Source organism: Granulimonas faecalis, from assembly GCF_022834715.1.
In the GTDB taxonomy this organism is placed as follows: domain Bacteria; phylum Actinomycetota; class Coriobacteriia; order Coriobacteriales; family Atopobiaceae; genus Granulimonas; species Granulimonas faecalis.
Genome location: NZ_BQKC01000002.1, coordinates 112,518 through 136,485, shown reverse-complemented (window position 1 = coordinate 136,485; position 23,968 = coordinate 112,518). Strand labels below are relative to the sequence as shown.

Sequence of the window (23,968 nt, the reverse complement as noted above, 5' to 3'; positions counted from 1 at the left end):
CGGAGATAGACGAAGGGAGGCTCAGGCCTTCGCCAATTCCGTGGCCCTCAAGGCGACCTACGCCCTCCTGGACTACGGCAGGCAGTCGGCTCTGTGGCAAGTGGAAGGTTACGGGGCGAAGGAGAGGGAGAGGAACCGCCTCGGCGACAGGGACGAGCTTCCCGAGAACTACTCGGAGAAGGTCTCCTACGCCCTCTATGCCGGGGGTCCGAAAGACATCGCCCCGGCCGATTCCGAGACCATCAGCACCTCCGTCCGGAGGGCCCATTCGATCATCTGGGCCGGTGGGAAACGCGACCCGCTCTCCGCCTTCGACGAGTGGAGCAAGCTCATGTTCGCGAAGGTGCGCGACGAGCGCTACACGCCCACGGGGGCCCCTAGGGGCTTCCAGGTCGGCGTCGGGGAGCCGGACTCCGCCGTGGCCACCCGCGTGCACGGCCTGTTCGCCGCCGCCAAGGCGCAGGACGACGCGCTGTTCCCCGCAGATGAGAGGATCGAGCTGCCCGACAACAAGATCGCCCAGGTGGTGAGGGCCATCGAGGGAATCTCGTTCATGCACACCGACTCCGACGTGATCGGGACCGCCTTCGAGGACTTCTTCGGGTCGGTCTTCCGCGGCGGCCTGGGCCAGTATTTCACCATGCGTCCGGTGGCCCGGTTCGTCGTCGCCATGCTCGGGCCCAAGGCCACGGATTTCGTCCTGGACCCCACATGCGGGTCCGGCGGGTTCCTGCTCGAGACGCTCCTGCAGGTCTGGAACGAGGCGGACGCCGCCTATGCCGGTCAAGGGGAGATAGACCGGGTCAAGGGGGACTTCGCCCTCAAGAACGTCTTCGGCATCGAGATCCACCCCACACTTGCCCGGATCTGCAAGATCAGCCTCCTGCTCCATCACGACGGCCACACCAACATCGAGGCGGACAAGAGCTGCCTCAGCGGGAACCTGGAGAACCCCAGGCTCAGGAAGAACTCCGTCTTCGACATTGTCGTGGGCAACCCGCCCTTCGGCACGAAGATCGAGAGGGGGGACGACGACCAGCTCGACGGGACCAGCCTGGACGCCTTCGTCGTCGGTCGGGGTCGGAACGCGGTGCAGTCCGAGCAGGTCATCCTGGAGAGGAGCGTGGGGTGGCTCAAGCCCGGCGGTCTCCTCGGCATGGTGATCCCCGACGGGGTCTTGAACAACGCGGGCCCGCAGTCGAACTGCCCGGCCGTGAGGGACTGGCTGTTCAGGAACGGCCGGATCCTGGCCGTGGTGTCGCTGCCTGATTTCGCCTTCCGCAGGTCCGGGGCGTCGAACAAGACGTCGGTCCTGGTCTTCGGGAAGTACGCGCCGGATGAGGCGGTGCGACTCGCGAACGCGCTCGAGGCTCCGGGTGTGGACATGCCGGAGGCCCTCACCGACGCCGGTCTCGACTACGAGATATTCTTCGCCGAGGCCTCCCACATCGGCTACACCCCCTCCGGTCGGCCCGACCCGCGAAACGACCTCTACACGGCCGCGGGCAGCGGCCTTGTCGCCGAGGACCAGGCCGGGTCCATCCTCGGGGCCTGGGAGCGTTGGAGCGGGGGGGGGTGGTCGATGACCCCAGGTGCGTCACGATCCCGGCGTCCGAGGTCTGGGCGAGCCACAAGAGCCACCGCATAGACCCCAAGTACCACGTCTACAAGGCCCATGCCCGAGACTACGTGCCGAAGGGGTGGTCGGCCGCCCCCCTTAAGGACGTGGTGGTGCAAAAGCGCCGGGACGTCGATTTCTCCAGCGACCCGATGAGGGAGTACAAGGTCCTCACCCTCTCAAAGACCGGCCTCCCCCGGCTGAGGGAGGCCGGAGTCGGCACCAACCCGCCCGAGTGGAGGGGGATGTACTTCGCGGACTCGAGCAGCACGTGGTACGAGGCCAGGAAGGGCGACATCGTCTACTCCGGCATCGACCTGTGGAAGGGCGTCGTCTGTTACGTGTCCGACGAGTTCGACCACGCCCTCGTCACCAAGGAGTACCCGACCCTCTCCGTCAAGGACCCGGACCGGGTCGACCCGGAGTTCCTCGCCGTCCTCCTCCGGAGCAAGAGGTTCCAGAAGGCCTTCCAGGCCATCAACACCGGTCACAGCAACCGTAGGAGGACCCAGGAGGACGACTTCGGCAAGGTGCTGGTCTACCTCCCACCCATCGAGGAGCAGAGGGAGATAGCGAAGAGGCTGCGGGATGCCCGGGCGGGGGTGGCCGTGGCCCTCGCGGGGGTGGCCGAGGTGGAGCAGGGTCTGGATTCGACGCTTCAAGCCGACGACCTCTGGGACGCGTCCGACGAGGCCGGTGAGGAATAGGCGGCCACAGGGGCTTCCCCATGCCCGAACAAGAGGGCGGCGCGCCGACGGCGTCTGCCGGTCATGGCCCCGGCGGGGGAGGAGGGCCTTGAGGCGGTCAGTGGCAGGAAAAAGGAGGGGCCCCGTATGGGGCCCCTCCTTGGTTACGAGTCGAGGTTCGCGACGGGTGCCCCCTTCGCGGTCCCGGCCTCACTCCCAGTGGCCGGGGACGTCCACGACCCACTTCTGGCCGGTCTGCTTCTTCTCGTAGCGGCCGTTGTCCACCTGCTCGGTGTAGGACTGGTCGATGGCGGACGCGCCGTTGGGGTGCTGGGCGTCGCCGTAGGTGCCCCAGACGTGCGCGTCCATGGCATCGCCGCTGGAGAACATGCTCCCGCAGGCCGAGCACTGCCAACGCTCGTGCCGGATGTACTGCACGTTCGGCACCCACACGCTCTCGTAGGTCGGCTCGTAGTGGCCCTGCTCGGGGACCCACTTCTTGGCCGGGGCGGTGGAGCCGCCGCCCGAGGAGCCGCTGCCGCCGGAAGACTGGCCGCCACCGGAGGAGCCGACGGAGCTCGAGGACTGGCCCCCGGAGGAGCTGCCGCCGCCGGACGACTGCCCGCCGCCGGAGGATCCGCTGCCGGACGACCCGGACGTCTGACTGTCCGCAGGCTTCTGCTCCGCGGGTTTCTCCTCGGGCTTCTGCCCCTCCTCGGCCGGCTTGGACGCCGGCGCCTTGGAGGCGTTCTCCTCCGCCTTGTCCGTGGCCTGGGACCCGGCGTCGCCGGAGAGGGTGCCGTCGCCCTTGGCCACGGCGTCGGCGAGGTCGGACTTGATCTTGTCCAGGTCCTCCTTGGTCACCTGGTCGGCGGGCACCGGGTCGAGCTTTACGTCGACCTTGGGGGACTCGGGCGCCGTACCGCCGTCGTCGGCCTCGCCCTCCGGTGCGGCCACGGTCACCTCCTGGGGCTCGGGCACCTTGTAGACGGAGCCGTCCTGGTTGACGGGGGAGACGAAGGAGACGGTGTAGGTGCCGGGCTTGAGCTCCACCGACGCCGTGCCGGAGGACACCTCCTCCGCGCTCACGGCGTGGGCGAAGGCCTCGGTGGGGGACGCAGGGCCGTCGTCGGATCCCTGGCCGTCGGCCCCGTCGCCCCCGGCGTCGGCCACGGGCTCCACCACGGCCACGAGCGGGCTGGACTGCTCCGTGTAGCCCTCGGCGCTCACCTCCAGGGCCACGGCCACGGGCCCCGCCGCCCCGTCGTCGGCGGCCTGGTCGGCCGCGGCGGGCGGCTCCCCCGGCACCGGCAGGGCGACGGGGGCGGCCGCCGCCCAGGCCCCGGCGCCGACCAGCAGGGCCGCGGCGGCGCAGCAGCCGGCGGCCAGGATGCGGTTGCGGACCTTGTTCGGCGACGCCGTCAGGGCCTCCCTCAGGCGACCCGGGACGGCCTTTATGGAGACGAGGACCCGTCTGGAGGCCTCGCGGAGCTCTTGCAGGGGCTGGTGGTCGGCCATAGAGAACTTCCCTTCGGTCGTGGCATACTGTTGAAAACAGTATAGCACGAACCAAGGGAAACAGCTGATAGAACCGGGAAAATAAGGAGACGGCAACGTTCGCGTTGAATCCTGGCTGCACACCCTCTGGCCGGAGGGGCACCCCCTCCCGTACCGCAGGGGCGCCCCGCGCCCGGGGTCGAGGCTCTGTGGGACACTGTCCGTCTCCGGCCACGGCCGTCGGCATCTGTTGTACAATGTGGGCACGCGACGGGAACGTCCGCCTTGGGAAGTGGGCGCCACCCGTGATTGTTGAGCTGAGAACCGGTAGCCTAGGCTACCGGTTCTCTTTTTTGTTGCGGATAGCGTCCTCGCGCACGAGGCGGCGAATCCTCACCACCATGTACACAACGCCAAGAGTGTAGTAGGCGCCCTGCAGGACATGCAGGGCGACGACAGACGTCTCGGCCATGGGCCCCACCTCCTTCCAGGAGGGCGGCGCCCACGACGGCCGTCCCCGCCGCGCACCGGCGATGTTAGCAAAAGGGCCGCCTTGCGTGTCCCGTTCGTCATCGACTTTTCCGCCGCCTTCGGCACCCCCCCAGCTAGACGCAGGTTCCGGGTTTCCACGCCGAATCCGCCCCTCCCCACCCATACGACACTTGGGTCGACCGAGCCCACCGCGGGCCGAAAGGGCCCACCCGTCACCCCATCTCGGGGGCCGCAGGAACGAAACCCCAGCTAGGACGCTCGGACCCCACCCGACGACCCGGCAGGGGTCCCTTGGGTCCGCCACCATGGGCCCTGTAGGGCAAGTCCCGGTCCCGCGACGGCGGGGCTCCCCTGCCGGGGCCCCGCGATGGAGGAGAGGAGGAAGCCGTGAGAGCTACCCGTGCCGGTCCTTGAGGCCGGTGAGCGAGCAGAGAGATCAACGGAAGAAAGGAGGCCCCATGGGCCTCGGTACCGAAACCAAACACAGGAAGGCCTCGCCCGGGGGCGGCCCCGGCCGCCGCCTCATGGCGGCCCTGATGTCCGTCGTCCTCGTGGCCTCCCAGGCCGTGGGGCTCCTGGCGCCCGCCGCCCCGGCCTTCGCGGCCACGGGCCAGCAGCAGATCCGGTGCAGGAGCGCCCTGCACTACGGGCCCTTCGGCGTCACCGGCGTCTTCGAGGCCCAGGGGGGCGGCGTCCTCCAGTGCTCCGACGCACACCTGCCGAGCCACGTCCGCGTGGGGGAGGGCTACAAGGCCCACGACACCACCGGCGACTGGGGCTGGTTCTTCCGCGACCCGGCCAACAACACCGAGTTGAACCGCAACCTCGTCCGCGCCATCATGTGGTGGGGCCCGGGCGGCCCGCGCTACGAGAGCGCCAGCTGGGGCTCCGACGGCGGCCTCTTCCCCTCGACGTCTGTCGTGAACCTCGGCGACATCTCCGAGTGGGACCGCGACTGGATGCTCATGCACATCCTCATGACCGACATGAGGAACGGCAACGGCGACGTGGCCTGCACGGGCCTCACCGATGCCCAGGTCGCCGCCGTCAAGCGCTACGTCATCGGCTTCGACCACCCCGCCTCCTACGACGGCGAGGTGGGCGGCTGGGCCACCCCCGAGCACTGGAGCGGCGGCCCCTACCCCGACTCCACCCGGGCCAAGCTCATCAAGTACTCCGCCCCCGGCGACACCACGTGGCTGCCCGCCGAGGACGAGTTCGCCGTCTACTTCGCCACCTCCCCGACCGACCCGTCGGGCAACCAGACCCTGGTGGGCTTCGAGTACAACCCGCGGGTGAGCGTCACCTTCACGAAGCTCTCCGCCGACGCCCGCATGACCGCGGGCAACAGCGAGTACGCCCTGGGCGGTGCCGAGTACGAGCTCACCCGCACCACCACGGGGGAGAAGACCAAGGTGGTCCTCGACGCCAACGGCCACGCGGACCTGAAGCTGGCCCCCAACGAGGTCTACACCTACCGCGAGACCAAGGCCCCCAAGGGCTACAAGCTCGACCCGGAGACCCACACCTTCCGCACGGGCAACTCCGCCTGCGAGGAGAAGGTGACGGACGACCCGGGACGTCTCTTCCTGCACATCCAGAAGAAGGACTCCGCCACCAAGGGGGACGCCCAGGCCGGCGCCACCCTGGAGGGGGCCGAGTTCGAGATCAGCTACCCCTACAACGGGACCACCCAGACCAAGCGGGCCACGACCAACGCTAACGGGAATCTGTCCTTCCGGGACATCCCCTTCGGCACCGTGACGGTGCGCGAGACCCGGGCCCCCAGGGGCTACAGGCTCGACCCCACGGTCCACACCTACCACGTCACCGCAGACTCCATGAACAACGCCGGCGTCGTCGAGCTCACCCCCGATGACGACTACCTCGAGGACGTCATCGCCTTCAACATGAAGCTCGTGAAGTACCTCGACACCGGCAACGAGGGCTCCGGCCTCCAGAACCCCGGCCGAAACATCTCCTTCGAGGTTGTCTCCAATACCACCGGCCAGGTGGTGGCGACCATGACCACCGACGACGAGGGCCGCGCCGAGCTCACGGACGGCTGGTACGGCTCCGGCACCCGCCCCGACACCGTCAAGGGCTGCCTGCCCTACGACGCCGCCGGCTACACCGTCCGCGAGGTTGCCTCCACGGTGCCCTCCGGGTTCTCCCCGGTCCAGCCCTGGCAGATCACGCCCGACCAGATGGTCGACGGGACGACCCTGTCCTACATCGTGGACAACGACCGCGTCGAGTCCCACGTCCAGATCGTCAAGACCGACGCCGAGAGCGGCCAGGTCGTGGCCCTGGCCGGCTTCGAGTTCCAGCTCTTCGACGCCGAGGGCAATCGGATCGAGAACGAGCTGTGGTACCCGAACCACACCGTCCTCGACACCTTCGTCACCGACGGCTCCGGCATGGTGACCCTGCCCGAGGGCCTGCAGCCCGGCACCTACACCATCCGCGAGGTCAAGGCCCAGGCCCCCTACCTCTTGAACGGCAAGGACCTCACCTTCGAGATCGCCGGCACCCACGAGACGGCCCCTGTGACCGTCGTGAGGTTCTCCGACGACCAGGCCAAGGGCCGCGCCTCCATCGAGAAGACCGACGCCGAGACCGGCGAGGCGCTTGCCGGCGCCACCTTCCACGTCTACGCCAAGAACGACGTGGTGTCCCCCGACGGCCGCGTCCAGGCCGCCGCGGGCCAGCTCATGACCATGGTCACCACCGACGCCGAGGGCCGCGCCGAGACCGGGCTCCTGCCTCTCGGCACGGGGTCCGCCACCTACAGCTTCGTCGAGACCCAGGCCCCCGACGGCTACGTCCTGGACGCCACCCCCCATGAGGTGACCCTTACCTACAAGGACGACAAGACGCCGGTGGTGACCGCCGGCACCGCCGCCGAGAACGCCCCGAACCACCTGGTCCTGTCCAAGGTCTCCGCGACCTCCGACAAGGACCTTTCCGGCGCCACCTTCGCCCTCTGGCCCAAGGACTCGGCCGACGCTGCCGAGGAGGGCGCCTCCCCGGTGCGCGTCGTGGCCCCTGACACCGAGGACCACGACATCCGCCTCGAGCCCGTCGACGCCTCGGCCCTGGTCCTGGCCGGCGACGTGGCCGACGGCGTCTCCGTCTCCCTCGTCTCCGAGGACGGCTCCCAGACCTACTCCCTCTCCGAGACCGGCACCCCCGTGGCCCCGGGCACCTACCGGGTGGCCCTCCAGTGCAACGGCAAGGAGGCCGAGGCCTCCGGCGAGACCTCCCTCGAGGTCTCTGCCGGCTCCGCCTACACCCTGAACGTCGCCGACGTCGACGGCGCCTGGGAGGTGGGCTGCACGGTGGCCGACCACGACGACTCCGTGGCCCTCTCTCGCGTCGAGGGCACGGAGGCCACCTGGGAGGCCCCCGAGGCCTTCGGCGGTTGGAACCTCGTGGTCGACGGCGAGACCGTGCCCGTGGCCGGCGCCGTCGCAGGCATCGCCGACGTCCGCCAGGGCGGCTGCACGCTCTTCCTCGGCCGCGCCGATGGTGTCGCCCTGCGCGTCGACCGCCTGCTCACCGACGGCTCCGGCACCCGCTTCGCCACCACCGGCGCCGACGGCCGGGCCACCTTCGACCGCCTCGGCACCAACGCCCGGGCCACCACCTACGAGTACGCCGAGGTGGCGGCTCCCGTGGGCTACGTGGTCGACCGCACCGTGAGCCCCGTGACGGCCGCCGAGGACGGCCGCGTCGAGGGCGACGGCGACTACCTCGTCACCGTGGCCGACGAGCCCACCAAGGTGGACGTCTCCAAGGTGGAGGTCACGGGCGGTCCCGAGGTTCCCGGGGCCACGCTCACCGTGACCGACTCTTCGGGCACGGCGGTGGACCGGTGGGTGTCCGGCGACGAGCCCCACCGCATCGAGGCTTTGGCCCCCGGTGAGTACACCCTCACCGAGACCATGACGCCCCGAGACCACGACATGGCCGCCGACGTGACCTTCACCGTCACCGAGGACGGCTCCGTGGTGCCCGTGGAGATGGTCGACGAGCCCATCGAGATCTCCGGTGAGCTCGACAAGCGCCAGCAGGTCGCCGACCCCGTGGCCGACGACGTCGTCGAGAACGGCGACGGCGAGAACAAGGCCGACGTCACCGAGAGCGAGGACGGCGTCTACACCTACACCCTCGACCACCGCTCCACGTCCAACACCTGGTGCGACGAGTACACCGTGGAGGACCCGCTCGAGGCCGTGGCGGCGGGCCTCGCCGAGCTCGACGCCATCCACACCGGCGTGGCCGGTGCCGATTTCGACGGCAAGGCGAACGTCTGGTACCGGACGAACCTCACCCCGGAGGACCACGTCGACCCCTCCGGGGCCAACCAGACCCTCTCCGACGGCCATGAGAACCCGTGGCTTGCCGCCGAGGAGAACGCCGGCCGCCTGGGCGACGACGGCCGCCGCCTCGACTACACCGGCTGGCGCCTCTGGAAGGCCGATGTGCCCACCTGCGTCGACACCGAGCTCAAGGTCGCAGACCTGGGGCTCGGCGAGGGCGAGCGCGTGACCGGAATCCGCCTGGAGTACGGCCGCGTGGAGGCCGGCTTCACGAGCCGCCCGGACGAGTCCACCTGGACCCGCGAGGACCTCAAGGACGACCACGACGACATCACCCAGGTCCTTCCCGGCGGTCCCTTCGTGTGCCCCTTCGAGGGCCACACCGGCCACGGCGACGGCTCGGGGAGCGCCTACGGCCCCATCCAGGTGACCATGAGGGTCAACGGCTCCTACATCCCCGAGACCGCCCTCGAGAACAGCGCCAACGTCTTCCTGGCCAGGAACGGCGGCGACGCCGACGGCCTCGAGGACTCCGACGAGGACAGGGTCGTCCAGACCCCCAAGGTCGCCGACATCGAGATCTCCGGCCGCCTCGACAAGCGCCAGCAGATCGCCGACCCGGTGGCCGAGGGCGTCGTTGAGAACGGCGACGGGGCCAACCGCGCGGCCGTCACGGTCTCCGACAGCGGTGAGTTCGACTACACGCTGGACTTCCAGAACACGAGCACCACCTGGGTCGACGAGTTCACCGTCACCGACGAGCTCACCTGCGTCACCGACGGCCTCGCCAACCTCAAGTCCGTGACCACGCCCCAGGCGTGGCAGGACCACGACGGCCTGCTCAACGTCTGGTACGCCACGGACATGACCGACCGCGACTTCGTGGAGGAGTCCGGCCCGAACGCCACCATGGACGACGCTTACGACAACGACGGCAAGGAGCGCCGCCAGAACTACACCGGCTGGCACCTCTGGAAGGCCGGCATCCCGGCCGCCGACGCCGACACCCTGGAGGTCTCCGACCTGAAGCTCGCCGAGGGTGAGCACGTCACGGCCGTGCGCTTCGAGTACGGCCGTGTGGAGGCGGGCTTCACCACCCGCCCTGACGGCTCCGCCCTCTGGCAGAGCGACTCTCTCAAGGCCCCCCACGACGACTTCGAGGGCGACCCCGAGAGCCAGGGCACCTTCGAGGGGGCCGACGGGACGACCCGCCAGTACATGCCCGCCGTGCTCACCTGCGAGGTGACCGACGCCTACGTGCCCGGCGCCGACCTCAAGAACGAGGCCGACCTCTACGTCGCCCGCACGGCCTACGGCCGCCTCATGGAGGATGACGACGAGGACTCCGTGGTGCAGACCCCGCGCGACCAGGGCAAGCCCGTCGAGGTGGCTGCCGCCGAGCACGCCGCCCGCACCATGCTCCAGACCGGCGCCGGCCCTATGCTGGCCATCATGTCCGGCATCGCCTCCGGCGGTGCGGTCTGGTACATCTCCCGTAAGATGCGCCTCTAGGGGCCCATCGGACAGGAGCGTTCCAGAGCCCCTTCCCGGGTCGTCCGGGGAGGGGCTCTTTTGCAGGCAAAAAAAGACCCTCCCTTGGGGGACGGCTCGAAACCGTTCCTCAAGGGAGGGTGTGTCGTCAGATTCGGCTAACCCAGCTCGAACCCGTCGTCTCGGGCCCTTGACGGGGGCTCCGGCGGGGGAGGGGTGTGCCGCATCCCGCGGCGGGGTCCCCGCGGACGCTCCGTCGGGACCGTCCCCGCGGTCTTGGTGCGGGCCTTGGGGTATTTTACGAGGTCAGTGGCCCTGTGGATCCTCTCCTTGAGCCCGGCGTCTCTCTCCAGCACCCTTCGCAGGCACTCCGCGGCGGACATCCCCACGGTGCCCTCGGGGATGCCGCAGATCATGCAGGACCCGTCCGGGCCCCTCCTGACGGCGGTGAACTGGGTCGCGGTGATCCGGCCGTGGTCGATCCTCGTCGCGACGCTCACCTCCGGGAGCGCCCGGTCGGACACCGGTATCAGGGCCTGCACGGTGTTCCCGGTGCTGACCACGGGGATGTCCTCGCCGAGGTATGCGGAGGCCCTCATGGCCCCCTTCTTCAGGGCCTCGGCCGGGGCCGTGGCGGGGGCCATGAAAGCGGCGGATCCGAGGAGCGCCCTCTCGAGGTCCACGGGGGCCGCGGGGTCTTCCATGGAGAAGGTCGGGTAGGCGGTCATGATGAAGAATCCGTACCTCATGGACGGGTCCTTGGCGAGGACCACCTTGAACCGGTCGCTCTTACGGGCCACGAGACCGTAGCCGTCCCACAGGATGGAGAGCCCGCATCCTTGCTGGTCCACCTGGTATTCGTGACGGTCGCGTCCCCGTGTGCTGAAGGCGGCCCTTATGTGGTCCCAGTTGAGTTTGAGCGAGTTTCTCACCAGCAACGGGACGTCCATGGAGGGGGCGAACGACGATGCCTTCTTGCACCCGGGCTCGGCGCAGATCCTGTCGATGAGCGACGACGGGTCCTTGCCGACATGCCTTGAGATATGGGACACCCTCGGGCGGAGAAAGTCTCTCAGGTAGCCTCTCGGGTCGAACGCGCCGAAGCTGTCGGCCGGCATGGCCACGGCTCAGTCCTCGTGGGCGGAGGGGGAGGCCTGCCACTCCTCATCCGTATAGCTGCGTGGGGCGTAGACCGTCCGGTCCCACTTCTCGACATCGGGGCTGGACAGGACCGCATCTGCGAGCCTGCGGACGCAGTCTTTGGGTGCCACCGTCGCGACGACGGCCGGCCTTTCGTCCTTGGCCCAGACAGGGAGGTTCATGGAGGCAAGGGCCTCCGTACCCCGCTCGAAGGTGCCGTCCCTTCTCAGGCTGAGGGAGATGGCGTATTCCACCTCGGTGTGGGCACCCGCACCGTTAAGGCTGTTGGCCACGATTTTCGCACAGTGCTCCGGGAAGAAGAAGCGCCAGGGCCTCTCCTCGAGACGCGCCGGCCTCGCGACCTCGATCGCAGGCGGGTCCATGATTCCGTAACCCGCGAGCTGTTCCTCGTGGGCCCTCACGGCTGCCTCGAACTCCTCCAGGGGCATCATCGGGAAAACCGGTTCTTGATCGGCCATGGGAAACCTCCTTATCAGGTACCTTAATTGTCTCACAGAACGAGGGGAAGGTCCCGGAGGGCCTTCCCCTCACCCGGTCGGGCAATGCGCCCTACTCGTCGGTTTCCGGATTCCTGTCGATGCCCCAGTCGATGCAGTGGGGGTAGGTCTCCAGCAGGTACGGGATGAGGTCGGTGGCGTTCTCGAAGGCCGCCACCGCAACGGCCCTCCAGGTCAAGGCCTTGGGGTCGAGGTCCCCCTCATCCTCGAGGAGCTCGATCAGGCCGCGCACGCCGATGTCCAGAGGGTCCAGGGCGTCCGTCCCGTACATCATGCCGACGAAGGCCCTTCCTGCGGCGGCCTCGATCTCGTCGTAGGCCCACCGGTGGACGGCGGGGACCTCCCTGGCCTCGTCCCACCACGTGAGGTAGGTCTGCCCGTCCATCTTCTTCTCGGTCTTGTCCATGGTCTCCTCCAAAACACATCGTGGTTCGCCCTTTAATGGGTCGTTCTAACGGTTTCCCTTATCGCCGTCGTCGCTGTTGCATGCCCTCCGCACGGATCCGAGGGGCGCTTCTCCCACCTCCTCGGCCATTGGCTCCCTCACGCACCCCACGGCTACCAGGTGCCTGCGGGCCCGGGTCAGGGCCACGTAGTCGCACCGGAGGTCCGCCTCGTCGGTGTCTAGGGCGTTGAGGGGTACCGCCACGCAGTCGTACTCGAGGCCCTTGGCCCCGTGGACCGTGGTGCAGACCACCGTGGGGCCCTCCTCGACGGAAGGGTTCCCGTCGGTCTCGTCCGACAGCGACGACTCGAAGAAGGCGATCGAGCGGGTGAGCCCCCGCATGTCGGAGACCCCCTGGGACATCGCCCAGGAGGCCCAGGCGGACACCTGGGACGCCGTGGCCCGGTCCTCCCCGCAGCCGAGGTCGCCCAGGTGGCCGATCACATGGCGCTCGACCATGGGGACCAGCCCCGGGCCCTCCATGAGGGAGACGACGTCGCCGAACTGCGCCAGGTAGCGCGACAGCACCGTGGCGGGGGCCTTCTGGGGGCTCCCCGGGCGCACCACCCGGGCCCACGGCCAAGCCTCCCGGGCGGCCTCGGCGAGCTCGTCCGCATGGGCGTTGGTCTTGGCGAGGAGCCCCACGGAGCCGTCGGCGGCCAGGGTCTGCGTGGCCTTCTCCCAAGCCGCCCTGACGACCTGCCCGGCGACGTCCTTGCGCAGGGGGTGCACCCGGCGGTGCCGGTAGTCCACCCACGAGCACGACCCGGTGTCGGTCCCCTCCGGGCAGCGCAGCACGATCCTCGAGTCCCGGTTGGACTCCATGACGCCCAGCAGGGCGTTGGCGCAGCGCAGCACCTCGGGGGAGGACCGGAAGTTGGTTGACAGCGTGAGGGTCTCGAAGACACCGGAGGACGCGAGGGCCAAAAGCGTGTCGGGGGAGGCGTCGCGGAACTCGTAGAGGCTCTGGCAGGCGTCTCCGACGATGAACAGGGATGCCCCGTAGGCGGTGCAGAACGAGAGGACGAGCAGGAGGTCGACGGCGGAGTTGTCCTGGGCCTCGTCCACGATCACGTGGGAGATGCCGCCGGATCCCGTCCGCCCGTTCATGGCGAGCACGACGGCGGCCTGCATCACGAGGTCCGCGATGCCCACCTCCTCGAGGGCGCCGAGGATCCCGTCGGGGTCGCCCGTGACCTCCTCCACGCAGGACAGCGCCGCCCCGCGGCGCCCTAGGGTGCCCTGGCGGACGATGTCGGCGCAGCGGGTGAGCCGGGGGTCTGCCTGGGTGATGTTGGCGAAGGTCTCGGCGGGGGCCAGGGCGACACCCGGGGCCACGCCCTCGAACCGCTCCTTGGTCCACGACGCGACCGTCTGGGACTGCACCCCGGGGTGGAGCTCCCTCAGGTGGTCTGCCGCGGCGTTGGTGAACGACAGGCACAGCACCGAGGCCGCCTCCACGCCGGCGGCGGAAAGGGCGTCGAGGCGCATGTCCACCACGGAACTCTTGCCGCATCCGGCCCCGGCGACCACGAGGGTGGCAGGCCCGGAGGCCTGGGCGCAGCGGAGCTGCTCTTCGGTGGGTGTCCAAGGCCTCTCCGGCACGGGGAGGGCCACGGTGCCCATGGACCCCCTCGCGGCGGCGAAGGCGTCGAGGGCCTCCCTCACGCGCGGTGGTAGGGCCCCGTCCGGGCCGTGTCGCTGATCGATGTGCATAGGGGTCTCCTTAGGGTCGGGCCACCCCGTGGTCGGGGCTTCCGCCTTGAGCTGAAACCATTTTCGTCTCTTTGACCGACACAGGTATAGAAAAGGTGCCAATAACTGTAAAACCGCAGTAGAACATGAGTAAACTGAGGTACGAAAGATATGGACTCGAACCCGAAAGTGGGGTCTGCCATGACAGGTGCGGGGCACGTCTGCACGGCCATCTGCGCGGGGGCGGCGGCCTTGACGCTCATGGGTCAGGACCCCATGTCTCCCCCCGGCGCCCTGGCGGTCGCCCTGACCGTCGCAGGCTCGCTCCTTCCCGACGTGGACACCGAGACGTCGGTGGCCGGTCGCTGCCTCAGGCCGGTGTCTTTCACCCTCGCCGCCTTGGGGGTTGCCCACAGGACCCTTACCCACTCCCTCATGGCGGCACTCTCGGTCGGGGCGGCTTGCTGGTGGCTCTCCTCAAGCGGCCTCGGTGCATACCCCTGGTGGTTCCTCGGCGGGTTTCTCCTGCACCTCTTCCTGGACTCGCTGTCCAGCCAGGGGGTGCTCTGGCTCTGGCCCGCACAGCGGTTCTTGGGGTCGGGCCCGTACCGCTACAAGAGGGGCCACCACGGCGTCTACCGCGTGGGGAGCGCCGGGGAGGCCCTCATGGTGGTCCTGTTCTGCGGGGTCTGCGTGATCCTTCCCGCGGTCTGCCGCTAGGCCCTAGAGAATCCCCTGCGCGGCCCTCTGGGCCAGCCAGGAGAACCAGGGCAGCCCTTGGCGGATACCCTTCTTGACCTCGCGCTCATAGGCGTCGGGGAAGGTCCTGCGGGCGCACTCCGCTGCGATCTCCTCTGCCTGGGACCTGCCGAGGCCGCCGTACTCCCGGGACTCGCGGATGCGGTGCAGCAGCCAGCGCATCCGGGTCCACTCGTAGGTGGACCGGTCGTCGCCGAAGTCGGCGGGGGAGCGCCCGTACTCGAGTCTCTCGAGGTAGGCCATGAGGGTGGCCTCGTCGCCCTCGTAAGAGTTGCGGGCGGGCCTCCTGGCACAGGCCAGCTCTGCAGCGTCCCTGGCGGCCGTCGAGGAGGAGCCCCCGAGGGCCGTCGGGCAGCCCTCGTACAGCTCCCGAAGGGAGGTGAGGTCGTATCCCGGGTCCCTGGCCAGGGCCTTTCCGGTGAACGTCACCCAGTGGCGCTGGAGGAACTCGAACCAGTTGTTCTCCGAGCGGAGGCGCTCGGCATCCTCCACGAAGGACCCGCCGAGGTCGTCGGTGAGGAAGAGCAGGTGGAGGCCCTTGCCGGAGACCGAGATCTCCCCGTAGGCCCAGGGTGCGTCGAGGAGGCGCTCCCGCAGGTCCTCGGGGCAGTCCGGCTCGATGTCTGCGACCACGATGCCCGCCTCGCGAGAATCGAGGTAGAAGCCATAGGAGGTGCCGTCGGGCACCAGGTCGAGGAGGCGGGGGAGGTCCACGCAGTCGGTCTCGTCGCGGTGCCGGTTGCCCCGGAGTCGGTCGGTCCCCCAGGAGTCCATGGCCACGGGCACCTTGGGGTTGCCCGGCATGGTGGCGGCCCAGCGGTGGAGGGGGGAGATCAGGGGCCAGGCGGCGCTGGCGCGGAGCACTTCGAGGGCCATGGGGACTCCTTGTCTCAGGTAAAGGGATGGCCCGCCCGGTAGGGCGGGCCATGGGGCTCTCCGTTCGGTTAGGGCTGGACCATGGGGCCGCCGAGGCCCACGGTGGCCCGGAGGGCGTCGGGGACCGCCGCGGGGACGACCTGGGCGGCGGGTGCGGCCTGGGTCTGCTGGGCCTGGTTGATGACGGCCTCGAGCTCGGCCATGCGGGCCATGTCGCTGGCACTCATCGGCAGGCGGGACTGCTGGCGCCCCACCAGGGCGCCGTACTCGGCGAAGACCTGCTGGATGTCCACGACCTGCGGGGAGGGGGAGGGCTGCTGGGCCATCGGGGGCACCGCGACCGGCTGGGGGGCCGCCACCTGCGGCTGCGCCGCCTGGGCCATCGCCTCGGCGGGGGTCGGCGGGAACTCGATGTCGTGGTCCTCGATGACGTAGGCCTGCTGGGGTGCCGGCTCGAACATCGGCTGGGGCTGGGGCTGCGCCGGGGCCGCGGCGGGCTGGGCGGCCACGACCGTGTTGGTGAGGTTGATGCCCCAGGCGGACAGGTCGATGGGGCCGTTGTTGCCGCTGCCCCAATAGCGCACGCCCTCGGGCAGGACCACCATGTCGGGCCTCATGTACTTCTCGCCGTTCTTGTTGGTGTGGCACCCGACGGCGACCATGACCGGGAGGTTGTTGGCGAGGTTGCCGACCAGCTCCACGTTGTCGTAGCCGGTGCCTGCGGCGTTGGGCTGGCAGACGGGGATCCGGTCGTAGAGGCGCTCGTTGGGGCCGAGCTCGCTCACGTCGACTTTGTAGTCCTTGTTGGCGGCACGGGGCTCCAGGCGCAGGTGCCTGTGGCCGTCCTTGCTCTGGTAGATCTTCTCGGCGACGTAGGCCTCGAGGGGGGTGAGGCCTGCGGGGTTCTGGGCCATGATCTCGGGGTCCATGACATCGACCACGTAGGTGGGGTAGTCCTTCGCATAGCGGTTGTACATGCGGGTCTTTTCGAGGGCCTCGCCGTGGAGAGGCTCGTAGAGGCGGGAGTACGCCAGGGTGCCGCGGACCATGGCGCAGTCGCCGACGGAGGCGTTCAGCAGGTTCTGGGAGGCGCTGGGCATAAGGGGGTTCCTTTCCGCTCGTTCTTGCACTTCTTCTTCAAAACTCCAACCGGACGGCCGTCATCGGCCGTCCTTTTCACCCATCCCTCGACCTCCTGCCGAGGACGTCTCTCGCCACGTCCCGGAGCACCGAGTCCTGGACCTCGCGTTTGCCCGCGAGGGCTCCGGCGACCCTCTGGTCGACGGTGTCGGCGCACAGGATCCGGTGGATGATCACGGGGTGGCGCTGGCCCTGGCGGGCGAGGCGGGCGTTGGCCTGCATGTAGACCTCCAGGGCCCAGGGCAGCGTGTACCAGACCATGGTGTGGCCGCCCTCCTGGAAGTTGAGCCCGTGGCCGGCGCTCTGGGGCTGGATCAGGAGGCGCCCGATCTCACCCCGGTTCCACCGGGAGAGCATGGCCGCGGTGCCGTCGAAGACCTCCACGGCCGTGTCCTTGCGGGTGCCGTCCCCCGCCACCCCGAAGCGCCGGCAGATCATGTCCAGGTCGCTCCTGAAGTGGTAGCAGACGAGCACGGGGGCGGTGCTCGCCTCGAAGACCTGTCCCAGGGCGTCGAGCTTCCTCTCGTGGATGGGGACGTACTCGCGGCCGTCCCCCAGGTAGAGGGCCCCCGAGGCCATCTGGCGGAGCTTGTTGGAGAGCACCGTCTTGGAGACCACGTCTACCTCCACGGGCCTGCCCTGGCCGTCGACGCCGAGGGTGAGGGTCCAGTTGTAGAAGAGGTCGTCGTAGAGGTCGCGCTCCTTGGCGTCCATGGCCACGGTGATGTCGTTCACGGTCACCTCGGGGAGGCTGATGTTGGGGTTGGCGACCGACACGCAGGTGTCGGCGATGCGGGCCATGACGGCCCCGTGAGCCCCGGGCAGCGGGTCCCAGAACCGGATCTTCTTCTTGCCCCGGCCCGGGTCGTAGTCGTGGGGTGCGAAGAACGTCGTCAGGAAGGTGTCCTCCGAGGTGCCCAGGGACCTTCCCCCATCCAGGAGGTAGAGCTCGGGCCAGAGGTCCGTGAGGCCCTGGGGCGAGGGCGTCCCCGTGAGGCCCACGATCTTGGCCACTTGGGGACGGACCCTGGCCATGGCGCCGAAGAGCTTGCTGGAGCTGCTCTTGAAGGCCTGGAGCTCGTCCAAGATGACCACGGGGAAGGGCCAGGTGCCTATGAAGGGGCACGCGGGGTCGTCCATGACGTGGGCCACGACCGACGCCAGGCGCTCCTTGTTGAGGAAGCACAGGGTGGAGGGCTCCGCCGCCAGCCCGTCCACGAGCTCCAGGGTCTTCTTCCCGGGAAGCGTCCTGCCCCGCCCGTCCACCACGAGGCTCAGGGTGCGGAAGGGGTAGCCCCACTTCTCCACCTCGGCCGGCCACGTGGTCGCGGCCACGGTCTTCGGGGCCACCACGAGGGTGTGGCAGGCCGGGTTCATCTCGTAGAGGGCCTGGAGGCAGGTGAGGGTCTTGCCGAACCCCATATCTAGGAATAAACCAACTCCTGATTTATGCAGGATGAGGTCCTTGGAATACTCCTGGTAGTCGTGGAGCCTCACATTCGGCACCGGATCACCCCCCCCCTTCCGACCCTGTCGTCCGTGTCCTTTCGTGGACCCTCCGTGCCGCGCCTCACGGCGCGGCCGCTGGCCCTGTCTGCCCGATGGCTTCCACGGCATCCTCGACAGCGGCGAGGCGCCATCCGTCGGGCCCCTCCACGAGGAACGCCGGCACGTCGGTCACGGCGAACCTCTCGCAGAGGGCATCGCCGACGGCTCCTGCGGAGGAGACCCAGCGGACGGACCCGGCGGGAAAGATCGGGAAGACGGCCTCGCAGTCCGGACAGCCCGCCCGAAAGACGCCCACGGGGCGACGGTCGGGGCCTTCCAGGAGGTCCGTCGCGGCGGAGGCGTCTTTGAGGAACCCCTCGTCGACGGGGCATGAAATCACTGCGTCGAGAAGCCCGGCGGGGGAGAGCCGGCAGAGTTCTGCGGTGGACACCCCGTGGGATGCCGCCAGGACCGCCGTCAGGGCCGTCGCGAAGACCGCTGCCCAGAGGGCCGTCAGGACCGCATTCCGGACCCTCTGCCGGAAGGCCCCTCCAAGGACCGCTGTCAGGGCCGCCAGGGCGGCTGCCAGGACGGCCCCCATCAGGCCCTCCCGGGGCGGTCTCGGAGGTCGCCCTTGATGGAATCCACCGACAGGGCGTCCAGGCGGATGCGCCTTCTCCGGACCTCTTCGGGGTCCGTGGCGAACATCCCGAGGCACTCCTTGCGGTCCCTCCAGGGCCATTCGTGGCTGTGGAGCACGACTTCGTGGTCGACGTTGATGAAGTAGTGGATGCAGCGCAGGAACCGGTTGGGCCCGCATTTGACTCTGTGCTGGGTGACCCTCATGGCCACGGCGAGGTTCGCCCCCGGAGCGAAGCAACGGCCGAGGGTGTTGAGGACCTGGGCTATGGATGCCTCCCGATCGGCGCTCCAAGGGTCGCACCCGGCGATCCTCACGTCGATCATGGTCGGTGAGCAGCCGATCGTCTCGAGGCCGACGGTCTTGAGCATGCACTGGGTGGCGATGACCCCGCGGTCGGTGCAACCGGCTGCCAGGGGCAGGTGGCTGCAGACGACCAGAGGGGCGCCGTAGGACACGTCCATGTCTATGGCCGCAGACCTTCCAGAAGTGGCCATGGTATACCCCCTTCGTGGGATGGGATGGGATGGGAACGGGCCGCATCCCGTGGACGTAAGAGCATGTCATTACAGTTGAACGGCAACCGCTTGCGTTGAACGGGCGATGATGGGCCCTGGCTTTCGGTGCGAAGGGCCAGAAACAGTCCCTCACCCTCTTGAAAAGTCTTTGGACTTCATTCAAGATTACCTTAGGTTCCATAAAGGAACAGCCTCTATCTTGTATGACCTTGGAGGTAGGTTGATCACCGACAGAAACTTGCGCGCCTTCAGTATCGCGGTGGCCATGGGCAACGAGAAGGAGGCTCTCTACCTCTGCCAGGCCGTGAGCGAGCTCGGGATGCCCGTGGAGCCCTTTTACGTCCATGGGGACCGCGAGCTTGTCGAATGCTGCGACCGTGGCGTCGCGGACATGATTCTCATCGGTGACGACTTCGGCTCCACCAAGGGCCGGTTCACCGCGCACCTCCGCGCGCTCCACCGCCTTAAGGACCCCGCCCCGGCCGCCGTCGTCTGCCACTCCAAGGACTCCTATTGCGCGGCCGCCGAGGCCAGGGCCGAGGACGCGATGCCCGCGTCCTTCGACGGCGCCCGCCTGCGCTCCACCGTGGAGCGTCTCATGGCCATGGTCCCCGAGTCGTCCCGCGTGATCGAGATGATCGACTGCCTCGAGATCGACGACGGTGCCGAGGTCCATTACGCCCGCTATTCGGACATCTCCGTGGTCCGCTGGAGCTCGAAATCGCGCAACAAGGTGGAGGTCTACACCATGGATGGCCCCTTCCTGTGGTCGCGCACCATGGAAGAGGCGAGGAGGGAGCTCCACCCGAAGGGCTTCGTCATGGTCAGCCGGAACGCCGTGGTGAACCTCGAGGCCGTCCTCGAGGTGATGCCGGAGAACAGCCGCAGGATCAAGCTCAAGATGCCCTTCATGTCTGAGCCCGTCACGGTCTCCAAGTCGCTGTCCAAGGAGGTGGCCGAGGCCCTGGCCCTCACCGGGCGTTTCAAGGCGGAGGACTTCTCCGGTGGCGGCAACATGGGCGTCTTCAGCGCCGGCGTCATGGCCGACTTCCTGCAGAAGGCCATGGCGCTCGTCAAAGGCGGCGACAGCGGCCAGGGCACCCTGCCCGGGAACCTCCTGGGGGCCTTCTAGGGCCGCATTCCTCCGAGGCGCGCTGTCGTCGCCGAGCCCCAAGTCGCGTCCCTTTGGACGCACGCCTTTTCCATGGGGCCGATCGCACGGCCCGAGGTGGACCCACCCCTGTGCCGGGGGAGGCCGTGGATAACCTCTACTTTACATAATCCACATTATCAGAGATTCCCCCTCGGCATTGAGCCGCAGGTCGGAGCTCTGCGTGTGCCCCCATGCTATCGGTCGTCGACCGAGGGGTGTCGCCCGAGGTCGATACCGTGAAGATTCCCATGGTCCGTCCCGTCGCGTGCAACATCTTTCGCTGACGAGGTATGTATCGACCAATATCGTATCGTTTGAACCGGTGCCCGCCTTCGGTCGGGGTTGTGCCCACAGCCAAATGCAGTCGTTTTGTGAAGGGCCCTACGGGCGGACGATGCTGTAGAAAACATGGGTTCGCCTATAATCTATATGTTGGCCTGTAGACTTCCTCATAGGTCCCTGAAAGGAACGACTGATGCCTCTCGAGAAAACGACGACATCCGACGGCCGGTACGAGGTCGCCGCCTGGGCCCTGAACCCTGTGTCGGAGGATGGCAACGGTGTCTGGAAGACGAGGTGGCTCATCACCGACACCTACACGGGGGATTCGATGAAGGAGACGAGGACCCTCGTCGCCGACTCCAGGGAGGCCGCCGAGGAGAAGCGCGACCGGATGCGCTGGGACATCGTCGAGGCCCTCGAGGGCGGTTACTTCGACTCGGCGGAGTCCGGCATCCTGGGGTATCTCGGCAAGGTCCTGGAGGGGCCGTTCGACAGCGCCGAGGATATGGCCCGGACCGAGGAGGCCTCCAAGATCCTTGTCTCACTCCTCCTCGGCACCGACCTCGGCAGGACCCCTTGGCGCATCTGGACCGACACCATGGCCCGCAAGGTCAGGGCCATGATCAGGGACGCCGGTGCGGAGAAGGCCGTGGAGAGACGGGCCAAGGAGCTTCTGACCGCCGTCCTCGAGCGCTCGAGGACCTATGTGCAGAGTCTGTCTCACTCGGCCCCCGGGGCGGTCTCCAGGGTCGTCTCGACCTTGGACGGTGTGACGATGGTCATGATGGCCGTCGACAGGGACGCCTTGAGGCACCCCCGTCGGGCGGCCTACGCCTGGATCAGCCTCCTCACCGGATTCCAGTACCTGAGGATCGTCGCCCTGAGGCGCTGCGACCTGGACTTCGACACCCGCACCATCACCTCGCGCCTCAAGGCCTCCCCCCTGGGGTCCGGCTTCGCGCCCCACTACGAGGTCGAGGACGCCCCCGTCATGGTCAACCAATGGCCGGAGTCTCTGGACCCCGTTATGGTCTGGGCCGCCGCGGCCTGCGAGGACCCGAGTCCGGACGCGTTCCTGTTCCCCAACGACCGGACCGGGTTCGACGCGACCTCCTATGTAAGTCGCTGGATCAGGGGCCTCGAGATGTCCGTGCTCGGCGAGGACGCGGTCGAGGAGATAGCCAACTCCAAGCGGAGCCCCTTGGCCCTCCAGCGCAAGGTCTACGGCACGACCATGACCCGGGCCGGGTTCACCCCCTCCAAGGTCACCTCGACCGTTGGGTTCATCCGCGGCATCGGCGCCGCCGCTCCCGGTGGGACTGAGGGTATGACCATGGCCGAGGTGGCCCAGCGGGACCTCCCGGCACCGGACCGGGAGGTGTGGGGGTCGCTTATCGCGAAGGAGATCGAGGACTGACCCTCTCAGAGGGAGCGGAATGCGTCGACCAGGGACCGGGCGTCGTCGTCCAGCAGGAGCACCTCCCCCGAGACCTGGGCGCAGGATCTGCCGCGGAACCTGTTGACGGCGCACTCCCCCACGACGGCCACGGTCTGGCCCTCCCGGACCCCGGAGGCCTGCTCGGCCCCCCGCCAGAGGATCGCCTGGGTCCCGTCGGAGAGGGCCCATTTTGCGTGCTCCTTCTCGGAGCCCATTAAGGACAGCCTCTCGGTGCCGTCGACGGTGAAGACGACGGCCGCCACGGGGCGCTCGAAGCCGGGCCCGAACGGGGCCATCCTCCGGCACGCCGTGACGAGGTCGTCCACGTGCCAGAGCACGTCGCTTCCTGGCACGTAGGGGGAGATGCCGTCGTCGCCGGGGGCGATCAGGACGTCGATGGCGCAGAACGGGTCGTCGTCGCGCTCCGCCTCGACCTCCTCGGCGATTGCCGCCACCACGCGCCAGGCGTCGTCGAGGCGCCCCGGCTCCATGGAGACGCCGAAGGCGGGGCCGTGACCCTGGGCGAGGATGCTCTGGGCAACGAGGCGGCTTCTCAGGTCGCGGCCCCCGGGGGCACGACCGGACCCCGAGAGGGTCCCGTCCTGCCGCTCGATCAGGACGAGGCAGGGGCTTCCCGACTCCCCCATCAGCTTGTTGGCCACAAGGCCCACGAAGCTCCCCTCGCAGGCGCCCTCCCTGTCCACGTAGACGAGGGGCGCCATGGGCTGGTCCTGGGCGACGAGTGCCTCCATGGCGGCGGCGACCCGCTCCTTGCGCTCCTCGTTCATGGCCGCGATGCGCGCCGCCGCCTCGGCCCTCCCCTCGGCGTCCCCGGCCCAGACGAGGTCCCGGATGGAGGCGAGGTCGTTGCCCGTGCGGCGCATGGAGTTGAGCATCGGGGACAGCACCATGTCTATGTCGGTCTCCGAGAAGTCCTGGGGCGCCTTCGGGTAGCGCCGGGGGCTTCCGTCGGCCTCTAGCTGGGTCACATGGAGGAGAAGGGTCCTGAGCCCGAGCATGACGCGGCCCCAGAGCCCGCCGTCGTCGAGGTCCGCGTCCTCGGACATAAGCAGGAACTTGCAGAGGGCCACGGCGTCCCGGCTGTCGGCCCTGGACGGTCCGGAGCAGGGCATGACGTCCCCCCTGGCCCCGATGCCGGCGATCTTCCTCGAGAGCCGCACCTTCCGGCGCACGCCGTCGGTCACACAGAGGTCGTCGGCGACCCTGCCCATGAGGTCGGCCGCCACGTGGGCGCCGCATACGGTGTAGGGGTAGGGGTCCTCCGGGAGCGACGGGTCCGCCCAAGCGGTGGCGGGTCGGTCCGGGGAGTCCTTCTGGTGGTGGTCGGTCACCACGGTCATGATCCCAAGGCGTCCGGCCTCCTTGACGGCCTCGTCCGCGGAGATCCCCACGTCGGCGGTGAGCAGGACGCGGATGCCGGGGTGGGCCTCCTTCATGGCCCGCACGTCCTGCGGCCTGAGGCCGTAGCCCGCCGAGGGGTCGGCGAACCAGGGGACGAAGTCGGCCCCCATGGCCGCGAGCGAGGAGCAGATGACGAGCAGCGACGAGATGCCGTCGGTGTCGAAGTCGCAGAAGACCCCGATCTCGGACCTGGTCCGGACGGCGGACGCGATCAGGGCGGAGCACCGGTCGAGCCCGGCTATCATGCGGCTGCCGTCCACGGCGTCGAGACGGGACAGGAAGTCCCGGTCGTAGCCGCGGCGCAGTATGAACGACTTGACGAGGGCGTTGTCCATGGCCATGGGG

General features: G+C 68.7%; 18 protein-coding genes. 6 read left to right on the top strand and 12 right to left on the bottom strand.

All coding sequences use genetic code 11. The features are described from left to right. The first annotated feature begins 40 nt into the window (after positions 1-40). Both OR600_RS09865 and OR600_RS09860 read left to right on the top strand, forming a co-directional pair. A complete protein-coding gene (locus tag OR600_RS09865) occupies positions 41-1,648 on the top strand; it encodes an HsdM family class I SAM-dependent methyltransferase (protein ID WP_265591140.1) in 1,608 nt (535 codons plus the stop codon). Then, a complete protein-coding gene (locus tag OR600_RS09860) occupies positions 1,576-2,325 on the top strand; it encodes a restriction endonuclease subunit S (protein ID WP_265591139.1) in 750 nt (249 codons plus the stop codon). Before OR600_RS09865 ends, OR600_RS09860 begins: the two co-directional genes overlap by 73 nt. A gap of 189 nt (positions 2,326-2,514) precedes the next feature. On the opposite strand, the gene OR600_RS09855 is transcribed toward OR600_RS09860, so the two are convergent. Continuing rightward, the gene (locus tag OR600_RS09855) at positions 2,515-3,822 is read right to left on the bottom strand and encodes a hypothetical protein (protein WP_265591138.1); all 1,308 of its coding nucleotides are present in this window, start codon (positions 3,820-3,822) and stop codon (positions 2,515-2,517) included. A gap of 316 nt (positions 3,823-4,138) precedes the next feature. Further along, positions 4,139-4,273, bottom strand: coding sequence for a hypothetical protein (locus tag OR600_RS09850; protein ID WP_265591137.1), 135 nt, complete (start codon positions 4,271-4,273; stop codon positions 4,139-4,141). 478 nt (positions 4,274-4,751) lie between these two features. On the opposite strand from OR600_RS09850, the gene OR600_RS09845 reads away from it, so the two are divergent. Continuing rightward, positions 4,752-10,130 (top strand): MSCRAMM family protein, encoded by a 5,379-nt coding sequence (locus tag OR600_RS09845; RefSeq protein WP_265591136.1) that lies wholly within the window; start codon positions 4,752-4,754, stop codon positions 10,128-10,130. 137 nt (positions 10,131-10,267) lie between these two features. Here OR600_RS09845 and OR600_RS09840 read toward each other — a convergent pair whose 3' ends face one another. The 4 genes from OR600_RS09840 to OR600_RS09825 all read right to left on the bottom strand — a co-directional run bounded on the left by OR600_RS09840 (position 10,268) and on the right by OR600_RS09825 (position 13,928). After that, entirely contained in the window at positions 10,268-11,227 is a 960-nt protein-coding gene (locus OR600_RS09840; RefSeq protein ID WP_265591144.1) for an RNase A-like domain-containing protein, read from the bottom strand. Between the two features lie 9 nt (positions 11,228-11,236). Continuing rightward, positions 11,237-11,728, bottom strand: coding sequence for a hypothetical protein (locus tag OR600_RS09835; RefSeq protein WP_135978619.1), 492 nt, complete (start codon positions 11,726-11,728; stop codon positions 11,237-11,239). Positions 11,729-11,819: 91 nt separating this feature from the next. Continuing rightward, positions 11,820-12,173 (bottom strand): hypothetical protein, encoded by a 354-nt coding sequence (locus OR600_RS09830; RefSeq protein ID WP_135978618.1) that lies wholly within the window; start codon positions 12,171-12,173, stop codon positions 11,820-11,822. Positions 12,174-12,218: 45 nt separating this feature from the next. Then, complete coding sequence (locus OR600_RS09825; RefSeq protein WP_135978617.1) at positions 12,219-13,928, bottom strand: UvrD-helicase domain-containing protein; 1,710 nt, start codon at positions 13,926-13,928, stop codon at positions 12,219-12,221. 180 nt (positions 13,929-14,108) lie between these two features. Here OR600_RS09825 and OR600_RS09820 point away from each other — a divergent pair, with 180 nt between their 5' ends. After that, the gene (locus OR600_RS09820; protein WP_168354100.1) at positions 14,109-14,627 is read left to right on the top strand and encodes a metal-dependent hydrolase; all 519 of its coding nucleotides are present in this window, start codon (positions 14,109-14,111) and stop codon (positions 14,625-14,627) included. Positions 14,628-14,630: 3 nt separating this feature from the next. On the opposite strand, the gene OR600_RS09815 is transcribed toward OR600_RS09820, so the two are convergent. The 5 genes from OR600_RS09815 to OR600_RS09795 form a co-directional block, all read right to left on the bottom strand. Then, positions 14,631-15,542 carry a hypothetical protein gene (locus tag OR600_RS09815; protein WP_135978615.1) on the bottom strand — a complete coding sequence of 304 codons (912 nt, stop codon included), beginning with the start codon at positions 15,540-15,542 and terminating at the stop codon, positions 14,631-14,633. A gap of 68 nt (positions 15,543-15,610) precedes the next feature. After that, entirely contained in the window at positions 15,611-16,642 is a 1,032-nt protein-coding gene (locus tag OR600_RS09810; protein ID WP_135978614.1) for a hypothetical protein, read from the bottom strand. Positions 16,643-16,718: 76 nt separating this feature from the next. After that, positions 16,719-18,179 (bottom strand): SNF2-related protein, encoded by a 1,461-nt coding sequence (locus OR600_RS09805; protein ID WP_265591135.1) that lies wholly within the window; start codon positions 18,177-18,179, stop codon positions 16,719-16,721. 73 nt (positions 18,180-18,252) lie between these two features. Next, the gene (locus tag OR600_RS09800; RefSeq protein WP_135978612.1) at positions 18,253-18,771 is read right to left on the bottom strand and encodes a hypothetical protein; all 519 of its coding nucleotides are present in this window, start codon (positions 18,769-18,771) and stop codon (positions 18,253-18,255) included. Further along, positions 18,771-19,307 carry a hypothetical protein gene (locus OR600_RS09795; RefSeq protein WP_265591134.1) on the bottom strand — a complete coding sequence of 179 codons (537 nt, stop codon included), beginning with the start codon at positions 19,305-19,307 and terminating at the stop codon, positions 18,771-18,773. Before OR600_RS09795 ends, OR600_RS09800 begins: the two co-directional genes overlap by 1 nt. Positions 19,308-19,548: 241 nt before the next feature. Between OR600_RS09795 and OR600_RS09790 the strand changes: the two genes are divergently transcribed. Together OR600_RS09790 and OR600_RS09785 are read left to right on the top strand one after the other, a co-directional pair. Further along, complete coding sequence (locus tag OR600_RS09790) at positions 19,549-20,460, top strand: LytTR family transcriptional regulator DNA-binding domain-containing protein (protein ID WP_265591133.1); 912 nt, start codon at positions 19,549-19,551, stop codon at positions 20,458-20,460. A 496-nt stretch (positions 20,461-20,956) separates the two neighbouring features. Further along, positions 20,957-22,180: a hypothetical protein gene (locus OR600_RS09785; protein ID WP_135978609.1), complete on the top strand. Its 1,224-nt coding sequence runs from the start codon at positions 20,957-20,959 to the stop codon at positions 22,178-22,180. 5 nt (positions 22,181-22,185) lie between these two features. Here OR600_RS09785 and OR600_RS09780 read toward each other — a convergent pair whose 3' ends face one another. Next, on the bottom strand, positions 22,186-23,964 hold the full coding sequence (locus OR600_RS09780) for a DHH family phosphoesterase (RefSeq protein ID WP_135978608.1): 1,779 nt from the start codon (positions 23,962-23,964) through the stop codon (positions 22,186-22,188). Between the last annotated feature and the right edge of the window lie 4 nt (positions 23,965-23,968).

Coding starts and splice junctions, on each gene's coding strand:
- OR600_RS09845 (WP_265591136.1), top strand. CDS start 4,752: ATGGGCCTCGGTACCGAAACCAAACACAGGAAGGCCTCGCCCGGGGGC.
- OR600_RS09815 (WP_135978615.1), bottom strand. CDS start 15,542: ATGGCCCTCGAAGTGCTCCGCGCCAGCGCCGCCTGGCCCCTGATCTCC.
- OR600_RS09840 (WP_265591144.1), bottom strand. CDS start 11,227: ATGCCGGCCGACAGCTTCGGCGCGTTCGACCCGAGAGGCTACCTGAGA.
- OR600_RS09785 (WP_135978609.1), top strand. CDS start 20,957: ATGCCTCTCGAGAAAACGACGACATCCGACGGCCGGTACGAGGTCGCC.
- OR600_RS09795 (WP_265591134.1), bottom strand. CDS start 19,307: ATGGCCACTTCTGGAAGGTCTGCGGCCATAGACATGGACGTGTCCTAC.
- OR600_RS09830 (WP_135978618.1), bottom strand. CDS start 12,173: ATGGACAAGACCGAGAAGAAGATGGACGGGCAGACCTACCTCACGTGG.
- OR600_RS09850 (WP_265591137.1), bottom strand. CDS start 4,273: ATGGCCGAGACGTCTGTCGTCGCCCTGCATGTCCTGCAGGGCGCCTAC.
- OR600_RS09780 (WP_135978608.1), bottom strand. CDS start 23,964: ATGGCCATGGACAACGCCCTCGTCAAGTCGTTCATACTGCGCCGCGGC.
- OR600_RS09825 (WP_135978617.1), bottom strand. CDS start 13,928: ATGCACATCGATCAGCGACACGGCCCGGACGGGGCCCTACCACCGCGC.
- OR600_RS09800 (WP_135978612.1), bottom strand. CDS start 18,771: ATGGGGGCCGTCCTGGCAGCCGCCCTGGCGGCCCTGACAGCGGTCCTT.
- OR600_RS09810 (WP_135978614.1), bottom strand. CDS start 16,642: ATGCCCAGCGCCTCCCAGAACCTGCTGAACGCCTCCGTCGGCGACTGC.
- OR600_RS09855 (WP_265591138.1), bottom strand. CDS start 3,822: ATGGCCGACCACCAGCCCCTGCAAGAGCTCCGCGAGGCCTCCAGACGG.
- OR600_RS09820 (WP_168354100.1), top strand. CDS start 14,109: ATGACAGGTGCGGGGCACGTCTGCACGGCCATCTGCGCGGGGGCGGCG.
- OR600_RS09835 (WP_135978619.1), bottom strand. CDS start 11,728: ATGGCCGATCAAGAACCGGTTTTCCCGATGATGCCCCTGGAGGAGTTC.